General features: G+C 62.5%; 16 protein-coding genes. 9 read left to right on the top strand and 7 right to left on the bottom strand.

The features are described 5' to 3' along the window. Nucleotides 1-83 precede the first annotated feature (83 nt). The 3 genes from ettA (at nt 84) to K3146_RS01760 (ending at nt 3347) form a co-directional block, all read left to right on the top strand. Complete coding sequence (gene ettA, locus K3146_RS01770; RefSeq protein ID WP_221544491.1) at nt 84-1757, top strand: energy-dependent translational throttle protein EttA; 1674 nt, start codon at nt 84-86, stop codon at nt 1755-1757. A gap of 3 nt (nt 1758-1760) precedes the next feature. Next, the gene (locus K3146_RS01765; protein ID WP_221544490.1) at nt 1761-2774 is read left to right on the top strand and encodes a M28 family peptidase; all 1014 of its coding nucleotides are present in this window, start codon (nt 1761-1763) and stop codon (nt 2772-2774) included. 135 nt (nt 2775-2909) lie between these two features. Next, nucleotides 2910-3347, top strand: a complete 438-nt coding sequence (locus K3146_RS01760) for an FKBP-type peptidyl-prolyl cis-trans isomerase (protein WP_221544489.1) — start codon at nt 2910-2912, stop codon at nt 3345-3347. Nucleotides 3348-3380: 33 nt separating this feature from the next. On the opposite strand, the gene K3146_RS01755 is transcribed toward K3146_RS01760, so the two are convergent. Both K3146_RS01755 and mddA read right to left on the bottom strand, forming a co-directional pair. After that, a complete protein-coding gene (locus K3146_RS01755; RefSeq protein ID WP_221544488.1) occupies nt 3381-4223 on the bottom strand; it encodes a helix-turn-helix domain-containing protein in 843 nt (280 codons plus the stop codon). A gap of 77 nt (nt 4224-4300) precedes the next feature. After that, nucleotides 4301-5035: a methanethiol S-methyltransferase gene (mddA, locus tag K3146_RS01750; protein ID WP_221544487.1), complete on the bottom strand. Its 735-nt coding sequence runs from the start codon at nt 5033-5035 to the stop codon at nt 4301-4303. A 155-nt stretch (nt 5036-5190) separates the two neighbouring features. On the opposite strand from mddA, the gene K3146_RS01745 reads away from it, so the two are divergent. Together K3146_RS01745 and K3146_RS01740 are read left to right on the top strand one after the other, a co-directional pair. Next, a complete protein-coding gene (locus K3146_RS01745) occupies nt 5191-6471 on the top strand; it encodes an aminotransferase class V-fold PLP-dependent enzyme (protein WP_221544486.1) in 1281 nt (426 codons plus the stop codon). A 155-nt stretch (nt 6472-6626) separates the two neighbouring features. After that, the gene (locus K3146_RS01740; RefSeq protein WP_221544485.1) at nt 6627-8414 is read left to right on the top strand and encodes a sensor domain-containing diguanylate cyclase; all 1788 of its coding nucleotides are present in this window, start codon (nt 6627-6629) and stop codon (nt 8412-8414) included. A 35-nt stretch (nt 8415-8449) separates the two neighbouring features. Here the strand turns inward: K3146_RS01740 and K3146_RS01735 are convergent, their stop codons facing one another. Then, nucleotides 8450-9058: a PNPOx family protein gene (locus K3146_RS01735; RefSeq protein ID WP_247710983.1), complete on the bottom strand. Its 609-nt coding sequence runs from the start codon at nt 9056-9058 to the stop codon at nt 8450-8452. A 136-nt stretch (nt 9059-9194) separates the two neighbouring features. On the opposite strand from K3146_RS01735, the gene K3146_RS01730 reads away from it, so the two are divergent. Beyond that, nucleotides 9195-10226 (top strand): RcnB family protein, encoded by a 1032-nt coding sequence (locus K3146_RS01730; RefSeq protein ID WP_247710982.1) that lies wholly within the window; start codon nt 9195-9197, stop codon nt 10224-10226. 95 nt (nt 10227-10321) lie between these two features. On the opposite strand, the gene K3146_RS01725 is transcribed toward K3146_RS01730, so the two are convergent. Further along, the gene (locus K3146_RS01725; protein WP_221544484.1) at nt 10322-10882 is read right to left on the bottom strand and encodes a cytochrome b; all 561 of its coding nucleotides are present in this window, start codon (nt 10880-10882) and stop codon (nt 10322-10324) included. A gap of 104 nt (nt 10883-10986) precedes the next feature. Here K3146_RS01725 and K3146_RS01720 point away from each other — a divergent pair, with 104 nt between their 5' ends. Next, entirely contained in the window at nt 10987-11655 is a 669-nt protein-coding gene (locus tag K3146_RS01720; RefSeq protein WP_221544483.1) for a prolyl hydroxylase family protein, read from the top strand. Between the two features lie 4 nt (nt 11656-11659). Here the strand turns inward: K3146_RS01720 and K3146_RS01715 are convergent, their stop codons facing one another. The 3 genes from K3146_RS01715 to K3146_RS01705 form a co-directional block, all read right to left on the bottom strand. Beyond that, complete coding sequence (locus K3146_RS01715; RefSeq protein WP_221544482.1) at nt 11660-12781, bottom strand: PAS domain-containing protein; 1122 nt, start codon at nt 12779-12781, stop codon at nt 11660-11662. 147 nt (nt 12782-12928) lie between these two features. Further along, a complete protein-coding gene (locus tag K3146_RS01710) occupies nt 12929-14569 on the bottom strand; it encodes a lysine--tRNA ligase (RefSeq protein ID WP_221544481.1) in 1641 nt (546 codons plus the stop codon). A 706-nt stretch (nt 14570-15275) separates the two neighbouring features. After that, the gene (locus K3146_RS01705) at nt 15276-15560 is read right to left on the bottom strand and encodes a hypothetical protein (protein ID WP_221544480.1); all 285 of its coding nucleotides are present in this window, start codon (nt 15558-15560) and stop codon (nt 15276-15278) included. Nucleotides 15561-15709: 149 nt separating this feature from the next. On the opposite strand from K3146_RS01705, the gene K3146_RS01700 reads away from it, so the two are divergent. Continuing rightward, a complete protein-coding gene (locus K3146_RS01700) occupies nt 15710-18469 on the top strand; it encodes an ATP-dependent DNA helicase (protein ID WP_221544479.1) in 2760 nt (919 codons plus the stop codon). Further along, nucleotides 18466-19524, top strand: coding sequence for an AraC family transcriptional regulator (locus K3146_RS01695; protein WP_221544478.1), 1059 nt, complete (start codon nt 18466-18468; stop codon nt 19522-19524). Before K3146_RS01700 ends, K3146_RS01695 begins: the two co-directional genes overlap by 4 nt.

The raw sequence follows: 19524 nt of genomic DNA, 5'->3' as shown, positions 1-19524 counted from the left end.
CGCGCCTTGCCCCGACGGCCTCGCGCGACTATCTGCCCCACCAACTTTCCCATTCTCTTTGAAGATATCCAAGGATTCGCCCGATGGCCGCGCAGTACGCCTTCGTCATGAAGGACATGACCAAGACTTTCCCCGGTGCCCAGAAGCCGGTGCTCAGCAATATCAACCTGCAGTTCTACCAGGGTGCCAAGATCGGCATCGTGGGGCCGAACGGGGCGGGTAAGTCCACGCTGATCAAGATCATGGCCGGCATCGACAAGGACTTCACCGGCGAGGCATGGCCGGGCGAGAACATCACCGTCGGCTATCTCGAGCAGGAGCCCGAGCTCGACGAGAGCAAGACCGTGCTCGAAAACGTCAAGGACGGCGCGCGCGAGATCGCGGACATGGTCGAACGCTTCAACGCGATCGGCATGGAAATGGCCGAAGAAGACGCCGATTTCGATGCGCTCAGCACCGAGATGGCCGAATTGCAGGACAAGATCGATGCAGTCGACGGCTGGACGCTCGACAACCAGCTCGAAGTCGCCATGGAAGCGCTGCGCTGCCCTCCCGGCGACTGGCCCGTCACCGACCTGTCCGGCGGTGAGAAGCGCCGCGTCGCCCTCACTCGACTGCTGATCCAGAAGCCCTCGATCCTGCTGCTGGACGAACCGACCAACCACCTCGACGCTGAATCCGTCCAGTGGCTCGAAAACCACCTCAAGGACTATGCGGGTGCGGTGCTGATGATCACCCATGACCGCTATTTCCTCGACAATGTGGTGGAGTGGATCCTCGAGCTAGACCGCGGTTCGTACTATCCTTACGAAGGCAACTACTCGACCTATCTGGAAAAGAAGGCCAAGCGTCTCGAGCAGGAAGCGCGCGAGGAAAGCGGCCGTTCGAAGGCCCTAAACCGCGAACTCGAATGGATCCGGCAGACGCCCAGCGCGCGCCAGACCAAGTCCAAGGCGCGTATCCGCAAGTTCGAGGAACTGCAGGAAAGCCAGAAGGACCGGAAGCCCGGCAAGGCGCAGATCGTCATCCAGGTGCCCGAGCGCCTGGGCGGCAAGGTCATCGAGGCCAAGAACATCTCCAAGGCCTATGGCGACAAGCTGCTGTTCGAAAACCTCTCCTTCATGCTGCCCCCGGGCGGCATCGTCGGCGTGATCGGGCCGAACGGCGCGGGCAAGTCCACGCTGTTCAAGATCCTGACCGGCAAGGAAGAACCCGACAGCGGCACGGTGGAAATCGGTTCGACCGTTCACCTCGGCTATGTCGACCAGAGCCGCGACCACCTGAATCCCAAGAACAACGTCTGGGAAGAGATTTCGGACGGCCTCGACTACATGAAGGTCAACGGCCACGACACCTCGACCCGTGCCTATGTCGGCGCGTTCAACTTCAAGGGCGCGGACCAGCAGAAGAACGTCGGCAAACTCTCGGGCGGTGAACGCAACCGCGTGCACATGGCCAAGATGCTGAAGGAAGGCGGCAACGTCCTGCTGCTCGACGAACCGACCAACGACCTCGACGTGGAAACGCTGGGCGCGCTGGAAGAGGCGATAGAAAACTTCGCCGGCTGCGCCGTGGTCATCTCGCATGACCGCTTCTTCCTCGACCGCCTCGCTACGCACATTTTGGCGTTCGAGGGTGACAGCCACGTCGAGTGGTTCGAGGGCAACTTCGAAGCTTACGAGGAAGACAAGCGTCGCCGTCTTGGTGACGCAGCGGATCGTCCGACGCGCTTGGCGTATAAGAAGCTGACTAGGTAATCAGTGAGCTTCTTCGAACAAGCAGAGAAGCGCAGCGACATTGCTCGCCGCGTTTCTCTGTTCTTGGGCTTGGGCCTCCTGCTCTTGTTGGTTGCAGGATTTTTCTGGGCGACCAGCACTCCGGGCAGTTCTTACTCCGGATCTTCAGCCAAACCACTCGATACAGAGCTTGCTGACAGGCTCGAAGAGCATGTGATCGCGCTCTCCACCGGTTCGCGTAATCTTGAGCGTCAGGCGTCGATCATGCGAACGGTCGCCTATCTGGAAGGCGAGCTCAGGAGCTATGGCTACGAGCCGCATCGCCAAACGGTGGTGTCACCCGCCGATAATGTGATCGTCAGGCTTCCCGCCCCGATTGCCGATGCGCCTGTTTTGATCATCGGGGCTCACTATGACACGGCTGGTGCCTCGCCTGGCGCCGACGACAATGCCAGCGGCATCGCAGCCTTGCTCGAACTTGCGAGGTCCCTGAAGTCAGTGCCTGCAAACCGCCAACTAGCGCTCGAACTCGTCTTCTTCGCGAATGAGGAACCGCCACACTTCAAGACTCCCGCGATGGGCAGCTTTGTTCATGCCCAAGCCATACCGGCAACGCAGGAAATTGTTGGAATGATTTCGCTGGAAACGATGGGGTATTATTCCGATGAGCCTGGGAGTCAGGATTACCCGTTTCCGCTCTCGCTACGCTATCCGGGGACCGGCAACTTCATTGCATTCGTTGGTGACACGTCCGCGCGAGATTTCCTTAGGAAAGCGATCGGCCAATTTCGCGAATCCGCCCGCATCCCTTCAATCGGCGGCACCGCACCGTCCTTTGTTCGCGGGATCGACTGGTCAGATCACTGGGCCTATTCCGAACGGGGAATCGACGCCTTCATGATAACGGATACCGCCATCTTCAGAAATCCGAATTACCACCGCACCACAGATACTGCGGATACGCTCGACTATGCTCGCCTTGCCCTCGTTGTCGAAGGGCTCGAAGACCTGATCCGGAGTGACGTGCTCTCGCAGTAGGGCAGGCTTCGAACTTCATTTGACTCCCCCTACCCACCTTTGACACAATCGTGCACGATGCGCTCGAAACGCGAGTGCGGTTCCAGACGGCGCACCCCTACCCGCGCCGCGAACACGAACTTCCAAAGGATATCCATGACCACTCCCAACACCGGTGACACCGTGACCATCGACTACGTCCTTCGCCGGGGCGATGGCGAAATTATCGGCAATACCGAGCAGGTAGGGCCGCAGCAGGTCCAGCTCGGCAGCGGGCCGATCTTCCCGCAGGTCGAGCAGGTGCTCTCTGGTATGCAGGTCGGTGAAAGCCAGACTGTCGAGATCGCCAGCGACAACGCCTTCGGCCCTCGCCGCGAGGAACTGGTGATCGACATCCCCCGCGCCAACTTGCCTCCCGAGCCAGCTCCGCAGCCCGGTATGCAGCTCAACGCGCAAGCTCCAAACGGCCAGCCAATGGTGCTCTTCATCCTTGAGGTGAACGAAAAGAGCGTGAAGGCCGACGGCAATCACCCTCTTGCGGGCGAGGACGTCAGTTTCGAACTGACCTTGCGCGATATCCAGAAAGCCGCCTGAACAAATCGCGAGGGCGGCCTGATGTGGTCGCCCTCACCCAATCAAACTCAACGGCGATTCATGCTCGATCTGCAGGCGCTCCTGTAGCGTCGTGCGCAGGAGGATGTGCGGGCCCTCGATAAACTCTTTCGGCGTGTGGCCGTTGAAGTGCTTGAACTCGCGGATGAAGTGGGGCTGGTCGCAATATTGTTCGAGCGCCACTTCCCGCCAGTCGGTAAGGTCGTGCCAGCTTAGCTGGTTTGCGCAATTCAATGCGCGAAACTTGCGGTGGAGCATCTGGGGCGGGCTGCCGAAATACTTCTTGCAAAGGCGCTCCACCTGGCGGGGCGAAAGGTCCAGCCTCTCGAGCAGGTCCGCAAGCTCGTGATCGTCGGGCGAGGTAATCCAGGCGGTCACCACATCGATGAAGGTTCGATTGATAGGCTTTTCGTGGTCGGCCATCGAGGCGAACAGGTGATCGCAAATGGTCACCCGGGTTTCGTCGTCGGTTGCGTTGACGATCCGCTTTGCCAGCGCAGCCTGCTCCTTGGCGACATATTCCTCGAGTGGCGCAACGGAATCGGCGAGGTCGCTGGCGTCGACGCTAAACATGCGCGCCCAGCCGAGCGGCGTGACCGCAGCGCCGAAGACGTGGAAGCCTTGCGAAAATTCGACCGGGCTGGCCTGGTGGGTGGCCCCGCACAGCAGGCTGCACTTGGCAGCCAGCTCAACCGGCCCCTGCCCGATGTCGATCGTCAGCGAGCCTTTGACCAGGAACCGGACGCTGGCGATCTCTGCCCGCATGACGTCAGCTACCGGCGTGTCGAAGCGCACGCTGTAATAACTGCTGACGAACTCCGCGATATCTTCGCGAGGCCGGAAATAGCGCACATGCATGGGGACTGGACCCTCCCGCCCGAGATTATGGGGTAAACGGGAACTAACAAATTGTAAGGACACGACAGTGACCGCAGTTAATTCCTTGCTTTCCCAATGCCCGGAACCAGCATCCCCACGCGCCGACGATACTCCGTATAGCGCTCACCTAGGAACTCGGTGAGGTCGCGCTCTTCATAGCGAATGGCGATGAGGACGTAGACCGTCAGGCCGCCCGCAAAGACCGCATGGCCCACAGTCATCTCGGGGATCGCCCACAGGCCGATGAGCATTCCGAGATAGAGCGGGTGGCGCGAAAGCTTGTAGAACAGCGGATCGCGGAATTGCTGCGGCTGCGCCTCGCGACCGGTCATGTCGAGCCAGACCTGCTGGAGGCCGAACAGCTCGAAATGGTTGAGCAGCCAGGTGCTGATGAAAGCAATCGTCCAGCCGATCAGGAAAAGCGCCCAGAGCGCCATCACCGCCCAATCGGCCTGCGCCGACCAGAGGACCTGCGGGATCGGCTGCCAGAAGGCGAAGATCGCCCACAGAACCACAAGCGTAGCAAGGACGTAGGTCGCCCGTTCGATTGCCGGATGCAATGTCCTGGTCAGCTTCTTTTTGAACGCGGGACGCGCCATGACCGAGTGCTGGATACCGAACAGGGCGATCAGGCCGAGGTCGACAATCAGCGCCGTGCCAAGGCCGGGCGCGGCGCCGCTATCGACGCTCTTTGGTACGAACATGTCGGCCGTGAAGGCGATAAGGTACAGGAATGTCGCGAAAAACAGCAGGTATACGATGACGGCATAGCCGAAGCGCAAGGCAGGCATTGGATTCTCCCCTCCAGAAACCGCGACCCCATCTGTTTGCTTTCTGGCTCCGGAATAGCAGCGACGGGACATTTCTGGAAGTCGAGGCGCTTGCGCCCTCCATTTGGAGCGGATGCGAAACAGGCGTACCTTGCCGACTCGAGGAGGACTGGATCATGAAGCGCAGGGAATTTCTCGTTGCATCGAGCATTGGTGCCGGAGCGGTAGCAACGGGTGCCGGCAGCACCGCCAGCACGGCCAAGGCGCTTGGCGAGATGGATTGGGCGGAGGTGAAAGCGCAGTTCGATCCTGCGCCCGGCATCACCCAGATGAGTGCGTTCTACCTCGCCTCGCACCCCAAGCCGGTACGCGAGGCCATTGCGAGGCATCAGCTCGGCCTCGACCGCGAGAGCCATGGATACATCCTCGCAATGATGGAGCCGTGCGAGCGTGGTTTGCGCGATGCAGCAGCCGAGTTCATGGGCGCCGATCCCGACCACCTCGCCCAAGTCGGTTCGACCACGGCGGGTCTCGGCCTCACCCTGTCGAACATCCCGATAGAGCAAGGCCGCGAAGTCCTCACGGACACGCGCGACCACATCGTGACCCATATCTCGACGATGTACGCGGCCCAGCGCTCGGGCGCCGACCTGCGCCGCGAACCCCTCTATGCCGCCTCCCGGCACGCGACGAAGGACGAGATCATATCCAATGTCCGCGCCGCGCTTCGCGACGAGACGCGGCTCTTCGCAATGACCTGGGTGCATTCGGGTACCGGGGTAAAGATGCCGGTCGAAGAAATCGGCGAGGTCGTAGCCGAGCACAATCGCGGCAAATCCGACGAGGCACGCACGCTGTTTGCCGTCGATGGGGTTCACGGTTTTGGAAACCAGGACATCGACATTCCCGACATGGGAGCAGACTTCTTCATCGCCGGGACGCACAAGTGGATTTACGGACCCCGCGGCACCGGCCTCGTTTGGGCGCGGCCAGAAGCGCAGGCTTTCGTGCAGGCGACGATCCCCACCTTCGACCCGAGCTGGCGCAAAATGCCGCCTCGGGAGATGCCTTTGGCAGCATGGCACACGCCCGGTGGCTTCCACGCCTTCGAGCATAGCTGGGCAGTCGAAGATGCCTTCCGCTTTTGCAGCGCCATCGGACGCAGGCGAATCGCCGAACGCATCGCATCGCTTGCGACCATGACCAAGCAGGGATTGGCCAAGCTGCCAAAGGTGACACTGGCGACTCCCGATGATGAGGCACTTTCCGCCGGCATCATTGCTTTCGATGTGGCCGGATGGGACCCTTATGAGGCGGTCGACAAGCTTGATACGATGGGCATCATCGCCAGCGTCGTGCCGGGTTTCTATCGCCCGCTGCACATGCGCGTCGCCCCGAGCCTGATGACCGATGAGGCAGATGTCGAGCGAACGATCAGGGCGATTGCCGCCCTGTAACCATTTCGACACCCCTTTGTGCAAATCGGGCGATGGGTCGCTTGCGGTCGATTCCTTCCAATCGTGGATAGGGGGAATCGACTATACCGAGTCGCGACATTCATCCGGCAGCCAGAATCGCTGGCTAGGATCGAATGTCGAAGGGGGAGCTAGCTTTGACCGATCGCGTTTCACGTGCAGGCTATTTTGGCTGGCCGATGCTGGTGGGCATCGCATGGCTGGCATGCGCCGTGATCGCACTGGACCTCACGCAAGGTGCAGACGGCATCGCCGCGGTCTGGCCCTCCAGCGGGATTTTCGTTGCCGCCCTGTTGCTGATGGGGCCCCGTGACCGTGTCGTGACCGCCGCATGGGTGGCGGTTGCCAGCATGATTTCCAACATGTGGTCGGGTTCGAGCTTCCTTGCCACGACGGGTTACACAGTGGCGAACTTGCTCGAAGGCTATCTCGTCTTCGCGCTGATGGGTGGCAAGACCGGCAATTCGGTAACGCTTGAGCGTCCACTGTCGACGCTACGCTTCGCTGCGGCTGCCATCGTCGGCGGGTGCGCCAGCGCACTGATGGCCGGCCTGCTTTCACTCAACCTCAGTTATGCATTCCTTTCGTCCTGGGCCAGCACGGTCTCGCTCGGCATGCTTATCGTAACGCCGGTCATCCTGTTCGTCGCCAACGACCCGCAAGATCGGCGCAACCTGCTCTCGTTCCGGTCCGCCTGGACTGTGACTGTGGTGGCGATCCTTTCCATTGCTGCGTTCGGCCAGGCTGACATTCCGCTGCTGTTCCTTCCGGTCATGGCGATGGCGCTGGCCACAACGACCATGGGGCTGAGCGGCGCTGCGGTGGCCCTCACGGTCATCGCGATCATCGGTTCGGTGCTCACCGCATTCAACGCCGGTCCCGTCACGCTGTTCTTCCCATCGACCGAACAGCAGGTCCTCTTCTTCCAGGTCTATCTGGTGGCGCTGATCGCATCCTCGATGCCGCTTGCCATTCTACTGGCCCAGCGGGAGAAAGGACTCGCCGAGGTCGCCGAGACTGCCCGCCTTCTCGAGATTGCGGAACACGCCGCAAAGGTTGGTCACTTCCGCTTCTGCCCGCAGGACAGCTCGGCACGCTGGTCGCGTGAGGCACTGCGCATCTGCGGCTTCGACGAGGACGCCGAGCCTCGCTTCGAGGACTGGCTGGCATTGCATGTCAGCGAAGACCGCGGTCGCGTCCGCGCTTTCATCCTCGAAGCATCGACCCATGCCCTGCCCTTCGCTTTCGAATCGCGCATCGAGACGCCCACGGGCGAAATCGTCCATCTCGATTGCCGCGGCGAAGCCGAAGCCGACGAGGACGGCCGCGTGGTCGAGCTGTTCGGTACGATCCTCGACGTGACCGAGCGTGCCGAAACCATGCAGCATCTCGAAATCGCCCGCGCCAAGGCGGAACGCGAGGCTGCCGAAGTGCGCATGCTGGCTGCCACCGATCCGTTGACCGGAATGCCAAACCGTCGCTGCATCCTCGCCAATCTGGCGGAAGCGATGGACCGATCGGACCTCGCCGGCGATCCGCTGACCGTTGCCATGGTCGACATCGACTACTTCAAGTCGGTCAATGACCGCTTTGGTCACGGGGTCGGCGACCGGGTCATCAAGCAGATTGCCGATATCCTGTCCGAAGCGGCGATCGACGCAGATACTGTTGGCCGGATCGGCGGGGAAGAATTCCTCTTCGTCTTCCCGGGCCGCCGCGCCGCAGACCTTGCGGTCCGCTGCGAGGCGATCCGGCATCGCCTGTCACAGCAAGACTGGGGCCAGCCGCTGCAGGTTACCTTGAGCATCGGTCTGGCCGAGCTGCAGCCCGGCTGGGACGACCGCGACCTGCTACGCGCGGCAGACGAGGCGCTCTATGCCGCCAAGCACGCTGGCCGCGACCGCCACGCCGTCCACGCAGCGTGATCGCTGCTTGCCAGAGAAAACCCGGTTTCCAGACTTCAGGGCGTTAGCCAGCGCCCCTCGCCGTTCTCGAATTCCGCCCGGCGATGTCCTTCGTTGGACAGGAAGTACCAATCGGCACTCTGGATCTCGATGATCAAGACCGCGAAGTTTTGCCGCGCCGGAGCGAGCTGTTCTTCTTCGGGTTGCTTGCCCGCGATCCAGTCGGGTAGGCCGCTTGAGGGCTCCTGTCGCGTCTCGCCAGGGGCCGCGCCGAGGTAGCACCGGCGAGCAAAGGGCGTGCTCTCCTCCCAGGCCCTGTCGGCAATTGGACCCGCGCCTTCGATCCTGCCAGTTCCGCGACAGCGAATCTGGATCTTCGCCTCCCTGTCGTAGAACAGCACGCCGACCGGCGATCCATCTGCGATGACCTCGCTCTTGGGTGCACGCGCATCGGTGTGGAATCGCAGGCGCCAGTTCTCCGCATCGAACTCCCGCAAGACCATCACCCGCGCGTCTGCATCGGCGGTTGCGACAACCGGTGTGTGCATTGCCGAATGGCGGTCTGAGGCGGCATGTGACAGCCTCTCGACGATATCGGCGCGAACGTTGGCGAGTGTGAATTCCATTTCACACGAACGCGCGAAGACGCGAGGGGTTGCGTTCATTGTCAGGAGTACTTTCCTGAATGGCGACCGGTTGGAGCGGTTCAGTTTCGGGACAGGCCGAGCTGATACAAGGAGCAACATCGAAACCATTGGCCGCAGGTGTGGAGCGGCTTTCGACTCGAAGAGGACACGCTCCATGACACTTACCCAGCTGATGAAGGGCAGCGCGTTGAGTGCTTTGGCAATCGCCACCGCGTTCACGGCCCTGCCCGCCCCGACCCAAGCCGCAGAAACAGCCTCCGAACAACGCAGCCAGCGCGATGATCGCCGCGATCGGTCCGAACGACGTGGCGAGCGTCGGCAGGAACGTCGCGGTGAGCGTCGCCAGGAGCGACGCAGCGAGAGGCGCCAGGAACGCCGCAGCGAACGTCGTGAGGAGCGACGTTCCGAATATCGCGGTGAACGCAGGCAGGAGCGGCGCCAGGAACGTCGGCAGGAATCCCGGGGCAATCGAGGTGATTTCGGCGATCGGGCAATCCGCAGGGCCGCAGAACGTTCGGATGACCGCTGGGAACGCCGCGGCGATCGTCGAAGCGAGCGCCGCGAAGAACGTCGGTCGGACCGCCGTAGCGAGCGACGCGAAGACCGCAGGCAGGATCGGCGTTCGGACCGTCGCGGCAATCGCGACTGGGACCGCAACCGAACCTACCGCGGCGACCGCGACCGGAGCTATCGCGGCAACCGTGACCGCAGCTATCGCGACGCCTATCGGGCCGGCCGGCGTGACGAACGGCGTCACGACTATCGCGAGGACCGCCGCATCCGCCGCGATGCCTATCGTGATGGTTATCGCGATGCCCGCCGTAGCGATCGCCGCGCGCGCTATCACGACGGACGCCGGTGGCGCGAATACAACCGGTGGGACCATCGTCGCTGGCGCGGCGACCGTCGCTACAATTGGCGCGACTACCGCCATTCGCACAGGCATATCTACCGGATCGGTCGTTACTATGCGCCCTATCGCGATTATCGCTATCGCCGTCTGGAAATTGGCTTCCGCCTCGGCAGCCTGTTCTTCGGCAGCCGCTACTGGATCAACGATCCCTGGTATTACCGCCTGCCCGAAGTCTACGGCCCCTATCGCTGGGTCCGCTATTACGACGACGTGCTGCTGGTCGATATCTACAGCGGCGAAGTGGTCGACGTGATCTACGACTTCTTCTGGTAAGCCTCAGGCCTCCTTCGCTTCTCCGGAGTGAGAGTGGACCGGAGGAGCGCTCGGGAAACCCCCGCCGAGAGATCGGCGGGGGTTTTTCGTTGTCGTCAGCCTGGAACCTTGCCGAAGGGCAGCATGCGGAAGATGCCGCCTTTCTTGTCGAAGAAAGTGTGCTTGAGCGCGCCAAGGATGTGGAGCGCGATCAGGTAAATGAAGATCGATCCGCCGGTGGCATGGAAGCCGAAGATCGCCTTGGCTGCCTCTGCATTCTCACCCACCGGAAGCGGAGGGATTGTGAAGAAACCGAACATATCGATCTCGCGCCCGGCAAGCGAATTTGCGAACCAGCCGCCAAGCGGCAGCCCGATCAGCAGGACGTAGAAGATGATATGCACGGTTCGCGCCAAAGTCGCCTCCCACTTGACAAGGTCGGATGGCAGCGCGGGCACCGGGTGGGTCCAGCGCCAGGCAAGGCGACCAAGCGTCAACAACAGGATGAGAAAGCCCAGTGCCTTGTGGTTGGCGAAGATGGCAATCTTGTCTTCCACCGCCGCGGCATGCTCGCCGGCTTCGGCGATCCGCCAGTTCACGATGACCGCGATAGCGATCACCCAGTGAAAGATCATCGCACCGATCGAATAGCGGCGTGCATTGGCAGTATCGGTCATGGTTGCAGGCTCCCGTCCCTCTTTTCTCCGGCAGACTAGCGTGATTGGCTTTGCGCACAAGATGTTGGCTTGCGGCGCGCTGCCGGCTTGCTAAAAATTCACGCATGACGAAGACCGCCGCGATTCCCGATCAGGATGCCCTCAAGCGCCTCGGAGCCCAGGTGCGCAAGCGGCTCGAGGCCGATCCAGACATCTACAAGGTCCCGACCGACAAGGCCGAGATTTTTGCCGTGCCCAACTTCCTCACCCCCGAGGAATGCCGTCGTTTCATCACCATGATCGATGTCGTTGCCCGGCCGAGCGAGTTGCACGAGACGGCTTACGTTGCGAAGTTCCGCACCTCCTATTCGGGCAACTTCAACCCGCACGATCCCTTCGTGAAAGGCGTGTCGCGGCGGATCGACGACCTGCTTGGCCTCAGTCCCATCACCGGCGAACCGATCCAGGGCCAGCGCTACCTGCCAGGCCAGGAATTCAAGCCGCATAACGACTGGTTCTATACCGACCAGGAATACTGGAAGCTCGAGCGCAAGCGGGGCGGTCAGCGGTGCTGGACCGCCATGGCATTTCTCAACAAAGTCCCCGAGGGCGGGCACACGCACTTCACCCATGTCGGTGCCTCGATCGAACCCAAGCCCGGCGTGCTGCTGATCTGGAACAACGCCATGCCTGACGGCACGCCGAACGAAGACACGATGCATGCTGGAACCCCGGTCATCGAGGGCTCCAAATACGTGCTCACCAAATGGTATCGCACGCGCAAGCACAGCTGACCGGTTAGCGCATCACCTTGCTGCTCAGTGGCACGCGGATCGTGGCCCGGAAGCCATCGGGCCTGTAGTCGGTCGAGATGGACCCGCGAATGCCGCGGATCATGCCGTCGATCAGCCTCGTGCCCGATCCCGATCCCTGCGGTTCTGACCTCGCCTCGAGCGGCCGCGCACCCGCGCCCAGTCGCTCGACCCAATGGATCTCGACACGTTCGTCCTCGACGACCCAATCGACATGGACCTTCCCATCTTCGGTCGACAATGCCCCGTATTTGAGCGCATTCGTTGCCAGCTCGTGAAGCGTCAGGCCCACCGGGGTCACATTCCTGCGCGAAAGGTCGATGATGCCGCCCTCGATCTCGATCCGATCGAGATGCGCGTTGCGATAAGGTTGCAGAACCGCCTCGACCAGATTGCGCAGGTTGGTCCGGTCCTTCTCGATCCCCTCGCCCGAAAGGCTGGCCCTGTGCGCGCCGGCCAGCGCCTCGATGCGCCGTTCGATCTTCTGTGACATCTGGTCGACATCCGTCGAGCCCTTGGCCGACAGGCGGACGATGGCCGTCAGCACGGCGAAAAGATTGTCCGTCCGGTGACGCAGTTCCGCCGCCACGCGTTCGTTCTCGACGATGGTTTCCCGAGCGGCAAGCAGTTCGGTGATGTCCCATTGCGAACCGAAACAATACGCCAAAGTGCCGTCTTCATGATAGATCGGCCCGACGTGCACCGCGTTCCAGAAGGCGCTTCCATCCCTGCGGTAATTGAGGATGTCCACGACCGTATATTCTTCGGTTTCAATGGCCCTGCGCAGCTTCGCCACCGCATCAGGCCGTGTGCCCCGACCCTGAAGAAAACGGCAGTTGCGGCCAATGATCTCGTCCCGAGGATAGCCGGTGAGGTTGACGAAGGCCTGGTTGCAATAGACGATCGGGCAGTCGGGCTGGTTCGGGTCCGAAATGCACAGCGCCATACGCGTCTGCTCGGTCGTCTGCAGGAAGAGCTCTGCCGAGCCGATCTTCAGATCTGCCAGCCTCCCGGCTTGCCGCGCATTGCGTGCGGCGAATTTCATGAATGTCCGGCTATCCCCGGACGGCGGACGCGATCCACCGCCACCACCATTGGCGCGACCCATGCCAACGACTCCCTTTTGCTACCCTAACGATCCAGTTGCGAGAGTGCCTCCAGATCTTTGGATTGCAAGAAGAAAAGCGCGGTATTCTGCCGTTTTTCGGCCATTATTCGGCCAAGAGGCTGATTGGATTGTAAACTTTGTTAACGATCACGCACGCGCTAAAGCTTCGGCGATCAGCTTGCGGCTATTTTCAATTCCGTAAAGCGCAATAAAGCTGCCCATTCGGGGGCCCTGATCGCTCCCAAGCAGCGTCTGGTAGAGCGCCTTGAACCAGTCTCGCAGTGATTCGAAACCATACTCCTCGCGCTTGCCGATCTCGTAGACTTCGGTCTGCAAGTCCTCGGCGGTGGTCTCCGCATCGGCAGTGGCGAGATAGGCATCGAGAGCTTTCAATGCCTCGGCCTCGTTCGCCGCAGGCGCACGCTTGGACAGAGTCGGCACGATATAGTCGCGCGTGTAGGCAACCGCCGTACCGATCAGAACGTCCAGCTCCGGCCCGATCCTGTCCGCGCCGATATAGCTGGCGAGGTAATCGCGCAGGCTCTCCTCGCTCGCTTCAGCTCCCAGCACGCTGGCGAGGTTCAGCAGCAGACCATAAGTCACCGGCAGGCTGTCGCCCGCACCCGGAGCCTCGCTGCCCTCAAAACCGCCATTGGCGCGCGCAAGATGCCACACTGGGTTGCCAAGCTGCTTGTCGAGCTCCTGCTCAGCCAGCCGCTCGCGGAACTGCCAGTAATCGTCGACCGCGCGCGGGATCACACCCACGTGAAGCTGCTTGGCGCTCTTGGGATTGGGGAAGATGTAGAAGCCGAGGCTCTCTTCGCTGCCATATTGCAGCCATTCCTCGATCGAGAGGCCATTGCCCTTCGACTTGGAAATCTTCTCGCCCTTCTCGTCGAGGAACATCTCGTAGATCAGGCCTTCAGGCTTGCGTCCGCCGAGTGCCTTGACGATCCGGCCCGACTGCACGCCGCTGTCGGTCAGATCCTTGCCATACATCTCGTAATCGACGCCCAGCGCATACCAGCGCATCGCCCAGTCGACCTTCCACTGCAGCTTGGACATTCCGCCCAGCGCCGACTGCTCGATCACCGTGCCGTCCTCGTCGGTGAAGCGGATCGTGCCGGCTTCGGCATCCACCACCTCTACCGGCACCTGCAGGACGCGGCCCGTCTGCGGGCTGACCGGCAGGACCGGCGAGTAGGTCTTGCGCCGCTCCTCGCGCAGCGTGGGCAGCATGATGTCGAGGATCGCCTGGTTCTTGCGCAGGACCTGGCGCAGCGCGTCGTCGAAACGGCCCGAATTGTACATGTCGCTTGCCGCGATGAACTCGTACTGGAAACCGAAGCGGTCGAGGAAGGCGCGCAGCATGGCGTTGTTGTGCGCGGCGAAGCTCTCGTGGCCCTTCTCGAACGGGTCGGGCACACGGCTGAGCGGGAGGTGTAAATTCGCCTCGAGCAGCGCCTGGTTGGGCACGTTGTCGGGCACCTTGCGCAGACCATCCATGTCGTCGGAGAAGGCGACGAGGCGCGTCTTGCCGTCCTCCGGCTTCGCCCCGATCATCGCCTCGAACGCGCGGCGCACGAGCGTGGTGCGCAGTACTTCCTGGAAGGTGCCGATATGCGGCAGGCCGCTGGGGCCGTAGCCCGTTTCGAACAGGACCGGCGAGGTGCTTCCGTCTTTGGCGGTCTTCACCCCATCGGGGTAGCGCTTGAGCAGCCGCTGCGCCTCCTGGAAGGGCCAGGCCTTGGACACTCGTGCGGCTTCGATCAGGTCGGTCATGCTCATGCGAACCCTCTTGCCGCTTGCCGGGCGTGTTGCAAGTGCGAAGTGTTGGAGCGCGCGCAGGCAAGCCCGACAGGATGGAACACATGGAACACGGTCTCGGCGGAAAAGCCGTCACCTGTCGCTGTAGCGGCAATAGTGTCACCCTTGGTGCGAAATGTGTCACCTTTCCTCCGATGGAGAGCGGGCATGAACAGGGAAGCGGGGATTGCCATACGGCAGCAGATACTGTGCGCAGCCGAAGTAGGACAGGGGCGTGTCAGGAGGTTGGGATGGGACGGCACCCGAAAGCAGCTGTTCAGCTAACGACCCGATTGCGGACTAAAAAACCAAGAGCACAGCAGGAGAAATCAGCAGAGCTCCCAACGCCCAATGCCACCAGCGGGCGTTCTGGATATTAGGAAGTGCTCGGGCGAAGGCGGCTCCAATACCGGCAAAAACCAAGAGACCCGCTCCCACTAGTTTCGCATTCTCGGCTTGCGAGAAGAGTCCTAGCGAAAACGCCGCAAGGATACATATCGCTACGCTCAGCCAAACGTAGACTTGGGCTATCCAGCGCCAGCTCCTCAGCGCTTCTTCGTTACGATGGGGCGGAATCATGCAGCAAACCTAGTTTTGGCGGCGTCCGCTTTCCACCCCTCTGAAGTCGCTTTCACCGAGCTAGCGATGTGCCAGAAACAGAAGGGCGGCTAGCGACCTTACCTCGAACTCAATCGTCGTTCTTTGTCGGGTCAGGTCCAAACATGGTCTCGTTGAACCACTCGCTCAGTCTGAGCCCGCCTTGCCAGACGAACCAAAAAGCGATCCCACAGCCGAACATTATCAGGCCGATTTTTACATCGCTCCAGTCGTAACCCCATCCAAACTCCAAGATTGAGTCAGCGACAGCAGCAATCGTGAAGAACCCAACGAATGCGAGCCAAATCGGTATGAAAATTCGACCATAGCCTCGGTTGAAGCGAGCCATTTTATGAGCGAACGAACCGAGCGACATAATCCTAGCCTAGTATCGCAAGTGGCAGCTTTCCACCCAAAGTCGGACAAATTAGGCTGACGAACTTGTTCTCGAAAGCCGAAATAGCCGCGAGGAAAACCGACCCTCGTCGCTTGCCCCGCGTTCCGTTTGTGTTCTAACGCTGCGGGGTGAGCCAGCCTCTCCCTCTTCCCTCCCTGCACGCAAGCCACGCTGGCACATGGCTGCGCGATGCCAATGGGTCGACGCGGGGGTGTTCGAAGGGCGAGGCGGTGATGGCGGCGGCGGATACGCCGCTGCTGATGATGAACGCGCCGCTTGTGGCGAGCAGGCTGGGCTATCCGGACTTGTCGGGGCTCGACCTGCTGGAACTGTTCGCCTTTGTCCATCCCGCCAAGTTCTGCGTGCCAACGCCCAAGGGGCTTGCCGATGCGCTCGATCTGGCCGAGCCGGAGGACGATGCGGAGGTTCCTCTCCTGTTGCAAAAGGCGGCGGGTGCTCTGGTGGCGACTTGCGAGAGCGAGGACTGGGCGGAGCGCGAGGGCGCGTGGTCGAGTCTGCAATCGCTCGCGCGGCTGCGGTGGCCCTGGGCCAATGTCCTCAGCCCCCATGTAAGGAAGCCCGAGAAGGCCGAGAAATGGCTATTCACTCGCCTGCCGGAATGGGAAGATACGCCCGAGCGCCCGCAACCTGCGCAGGTACTGATCGACGAGCCCGAGATCGAGGCCCATCTCGAAAGCCTGACCGGCGAAGGGGCGGAGCGGCGCGAGGGGCAGCGGATGTTCGCGCGCGGCGCTGGCCATGTCTTCGGCCCGCGCGACCGGCAGAAACGGCCGCATGTGTTGCTTGCGCAGGCGGGCACGGGGATCGGCAAGACGCTGGGCTATCTCGCGCCTGCCTCGCTCTGGGCCGAACAATCGGGCGGCACGGTCTGGGTTTCCACCTATACCAAGAACCTCCAGCGCCAGCTGCGCGGCGAAAGCAGGCGCGCATGGCCCGAGAAGCGGCCCGACGGGTCGCCGCCCGTGGTGGTGCGCAAGGGGCGCGAGAACTATCTCTGCCTGCTCAACCTCGAAGATGCGCTGCAAGGCGGGTTCGCGGGTCGTCCGGCGATCCTCGCGCATCTCGTCGCGCGTTGGGCTGCCTATACGCAGGATGGGGACATGATCGGCGGCGATCTGCCCGGCTGGCTCGGCACGCTCTTTCGCAAGCGGGGGATCGCAGCGCTGACCGACCAGCGCGGCGAGTGCGTCTATGCAGGCTGTCCGCATTACCGGAAGTGTTTCATCGAGCGCAGCGCGCGCAATGCCGCGCAGGCCGACCTCGTCATCGCCAACCATGCACTGGTGATGGTCAACGCCGCGCGCGGGCGCGATCTCGCCAGCCGCCCGACCCGCATCGTGTTCGACGAGGGCCACCATGTCTTCGACGCGGCCGACAGCACGTTTTCCGCGGCGCTGACCGGGCAGGAAGCGATCGAACTCCGCCGCTGGATCATCGGGCCTGAGCGCAATTCGCGCGGAAGGCGGCGCGGGCTGGCAGCGCGGTTGGCGGATGTGGCGAGCTATGACGAGGCTGGCGGCGATGCGGTCGAGGCGGCCATCGAAGCGGCCGATGCCCTTCCCTCCGATGGCTGGCTGGGACGGCTGGCGGAGGGCGCGCCATCGGGACCGCTCGAAGCGCTGCTCGCGCAGGTCCGCGCTGTCACCTATGCGCGCGACGAGAACGGGCAGGAAGCGGGCTACGGCATCGAGACCGAGACCTCCCAGCTTCCCGGCGAACTGGTCGAGGCGGCGGGGACTGCGGCACAGGCGCTCGCCCAGATCCGCACGCCACTGCTGAAGCTCGCAGGCCGGCTGGAGGCAGTCATCGAGGACGCGCCCGACTGGCTCGACGGACAGGGCCGCGCGCGGATCGAAGGTGCGCGCCACTCGCTCGCCTGGCGGATCGACCTGATCGCGGCATGGGAAGCGCTGCTCTCGCGCCTCGGCGGACCGGCCGACCCGGAATTCGTCGACTGGCTTGCGGTCGACCGCAACGATGCGCGCGAATTCGATGTCGGGCTCTACCGCCATTGGCTCGACCCGATGAAGCCCTTTGCCAAGGTCGTGCTTGAGCCGGCGCATGGCGTCATGCTGACCAGCGCGACATTGACCGACCGCGACGAGGGCGGAGCCGACTGGGACCACGCCATTGCGAAGAGCGGCACGCCGCATCTCGAACTGCTGCCGAAGACCACGCAGGCCGACAGCCCCTTCGATTATGCGGGCCGCGCCGAGGTGCTGATCGTCACCGATATCAAGCGCGGCGATATCCCGGCGCTCGCGGGGGCCTATGCGCGGCTGATCGAGGCGAGCGATGGCGGCGTGCTCGGCCTTTTCACTGCCATCCGCCGCATGCGCGCAGTCTATGGCCGGATCGCCGACCGGCTCGCGCGGGCGGGCCTGCCGCTCTTCGCGCAGCACGTCGACCCGATCGACACCGGCACGCTAACCGATATCTTCCGCGACGATGCGCGCGCCAGCTTGCTCGGCACCGACGCGCTGCGCGACGGGGTGGACGTGCCGGGTCGCTCGTTGCGTTGTGTCGTCATGGAAAGCGTGCCCTGGCCGCGCCCGACCATCCTCCACCGCGCCCGCCGCGCCGCTGCTGCCGAAGAACCGGGCGGTGCCCAACGCTATGACGACCGCATCATCCGCGCGCGGCTGGCACAGGCATTCGGCCGCCTGATCCGCAGCAAGGACGACGCAGGCCATTTCGTCGTCCTCTCGCCCGCCTTCCCCAGCCGCCTGCTCTCCGCCTTCCCCGAAGGCACGCCCGTCCACCGCGTAACGCTCGACGAAGCGCTGAGACGGGTCGAGCGGGGGATTGGCGCAGGCGAAACCGGGGCTGGCGCAACGCACGAGGAAGCGGCAGACAGCGACATATGATCGAGCAGCTCGACACGACCCTGCGTATCGCGACCGCCGGCGCAGCCATGCTCCTTTTGCTATTGCTGGTCGCAGGGCGCGCTAGGCCGGCAATCAAGCTCAGCCTTTCCGGCCTGTTGCTTGGCGCGGTCGCTTACCTGTTCAATTCTTCCGAGCTGATCGCCGATGGGCAGCGGGGGCTGAAACGGCTTCTCGACCTCTTTTCGGTCTTCACCCCGTTCTGGATCTGGGTGTTCGCGCGCAATCTGTTCGAGCGCACCCCGCCACCATGGGTCATCGGCGGGAGCGCCGCGCTGCTCGTCTTCAGCTGGTTCTCTGGCAATTTCATCCCCACGGAAAGCGCAGTGGGCAGCTGGATCGGTCATCCCTTCGGCTTCTATCTGATCCACATTCTCTCGCTGGTCCTGATCGTCGACCTCGTCCGGGTCGCACTGTCGGACCGGGCAGACGACCTGATCGAAAAGCGCCGCCTGATCCGTCTCTGGTTGCCTCTGCTGGTCGCCGCGCAGGCGGGAGGCATCCTGACCTACGAATTGGTCATGGGACAGGCGATCGCCCACCCCGCCGTGCAACTGGTCAACGCGGTGCTGATTTTTGCGCTGACGCTGTTCGCCGGCCACGCCCTGCTCGAGACCGATTCGGTGTTGCTGGTCGAGACAGTCGACGATGGCGCGCCAGAACATTCTGGTGAGTCGCTTTCGCCCAGCGAGAAGGTCCTGAAAGACAAGCTCGAGCAAGCCATGGCGGACGGCTTCTATCGCACCCCCGGCCTTACCATTACGGGACTTGCCGACCATCTCGACACGCCCGAGCACCGGCTGCGCGCATTGATCAACCAGCGGCTCGGCTATCGCAATTTCTCGGCCTTCCTCAACCGCCATCGTATCGCCGAAGCGCGCGAGGTGCTGGCCGATCCGGCGCGGGTGGACCTGCCCGTGCTGACGATCGCGATGGATCTTGGCTATAATTCACTGCCGACCTTCAACCGCGCATTTCGCGTGGAATCCGGCACAACTCCTACGGATTTCCGCCGCTCGGCCATCGATCAAAACTGA

The organism is Qipengyuania vesicularis, assembly GCF_019711415.1.
Classification (GTDB): domain Bacteria; phylum Pseudomonadota; class Alphaproteobacteria; order Sphingomonadales; family Sphingomonadaceae; genus Qipengyuania; species Qipengyuania vesicularis.
This window is presented reverse-complemented; position numbering and strand designations above follow the sequence as displayed.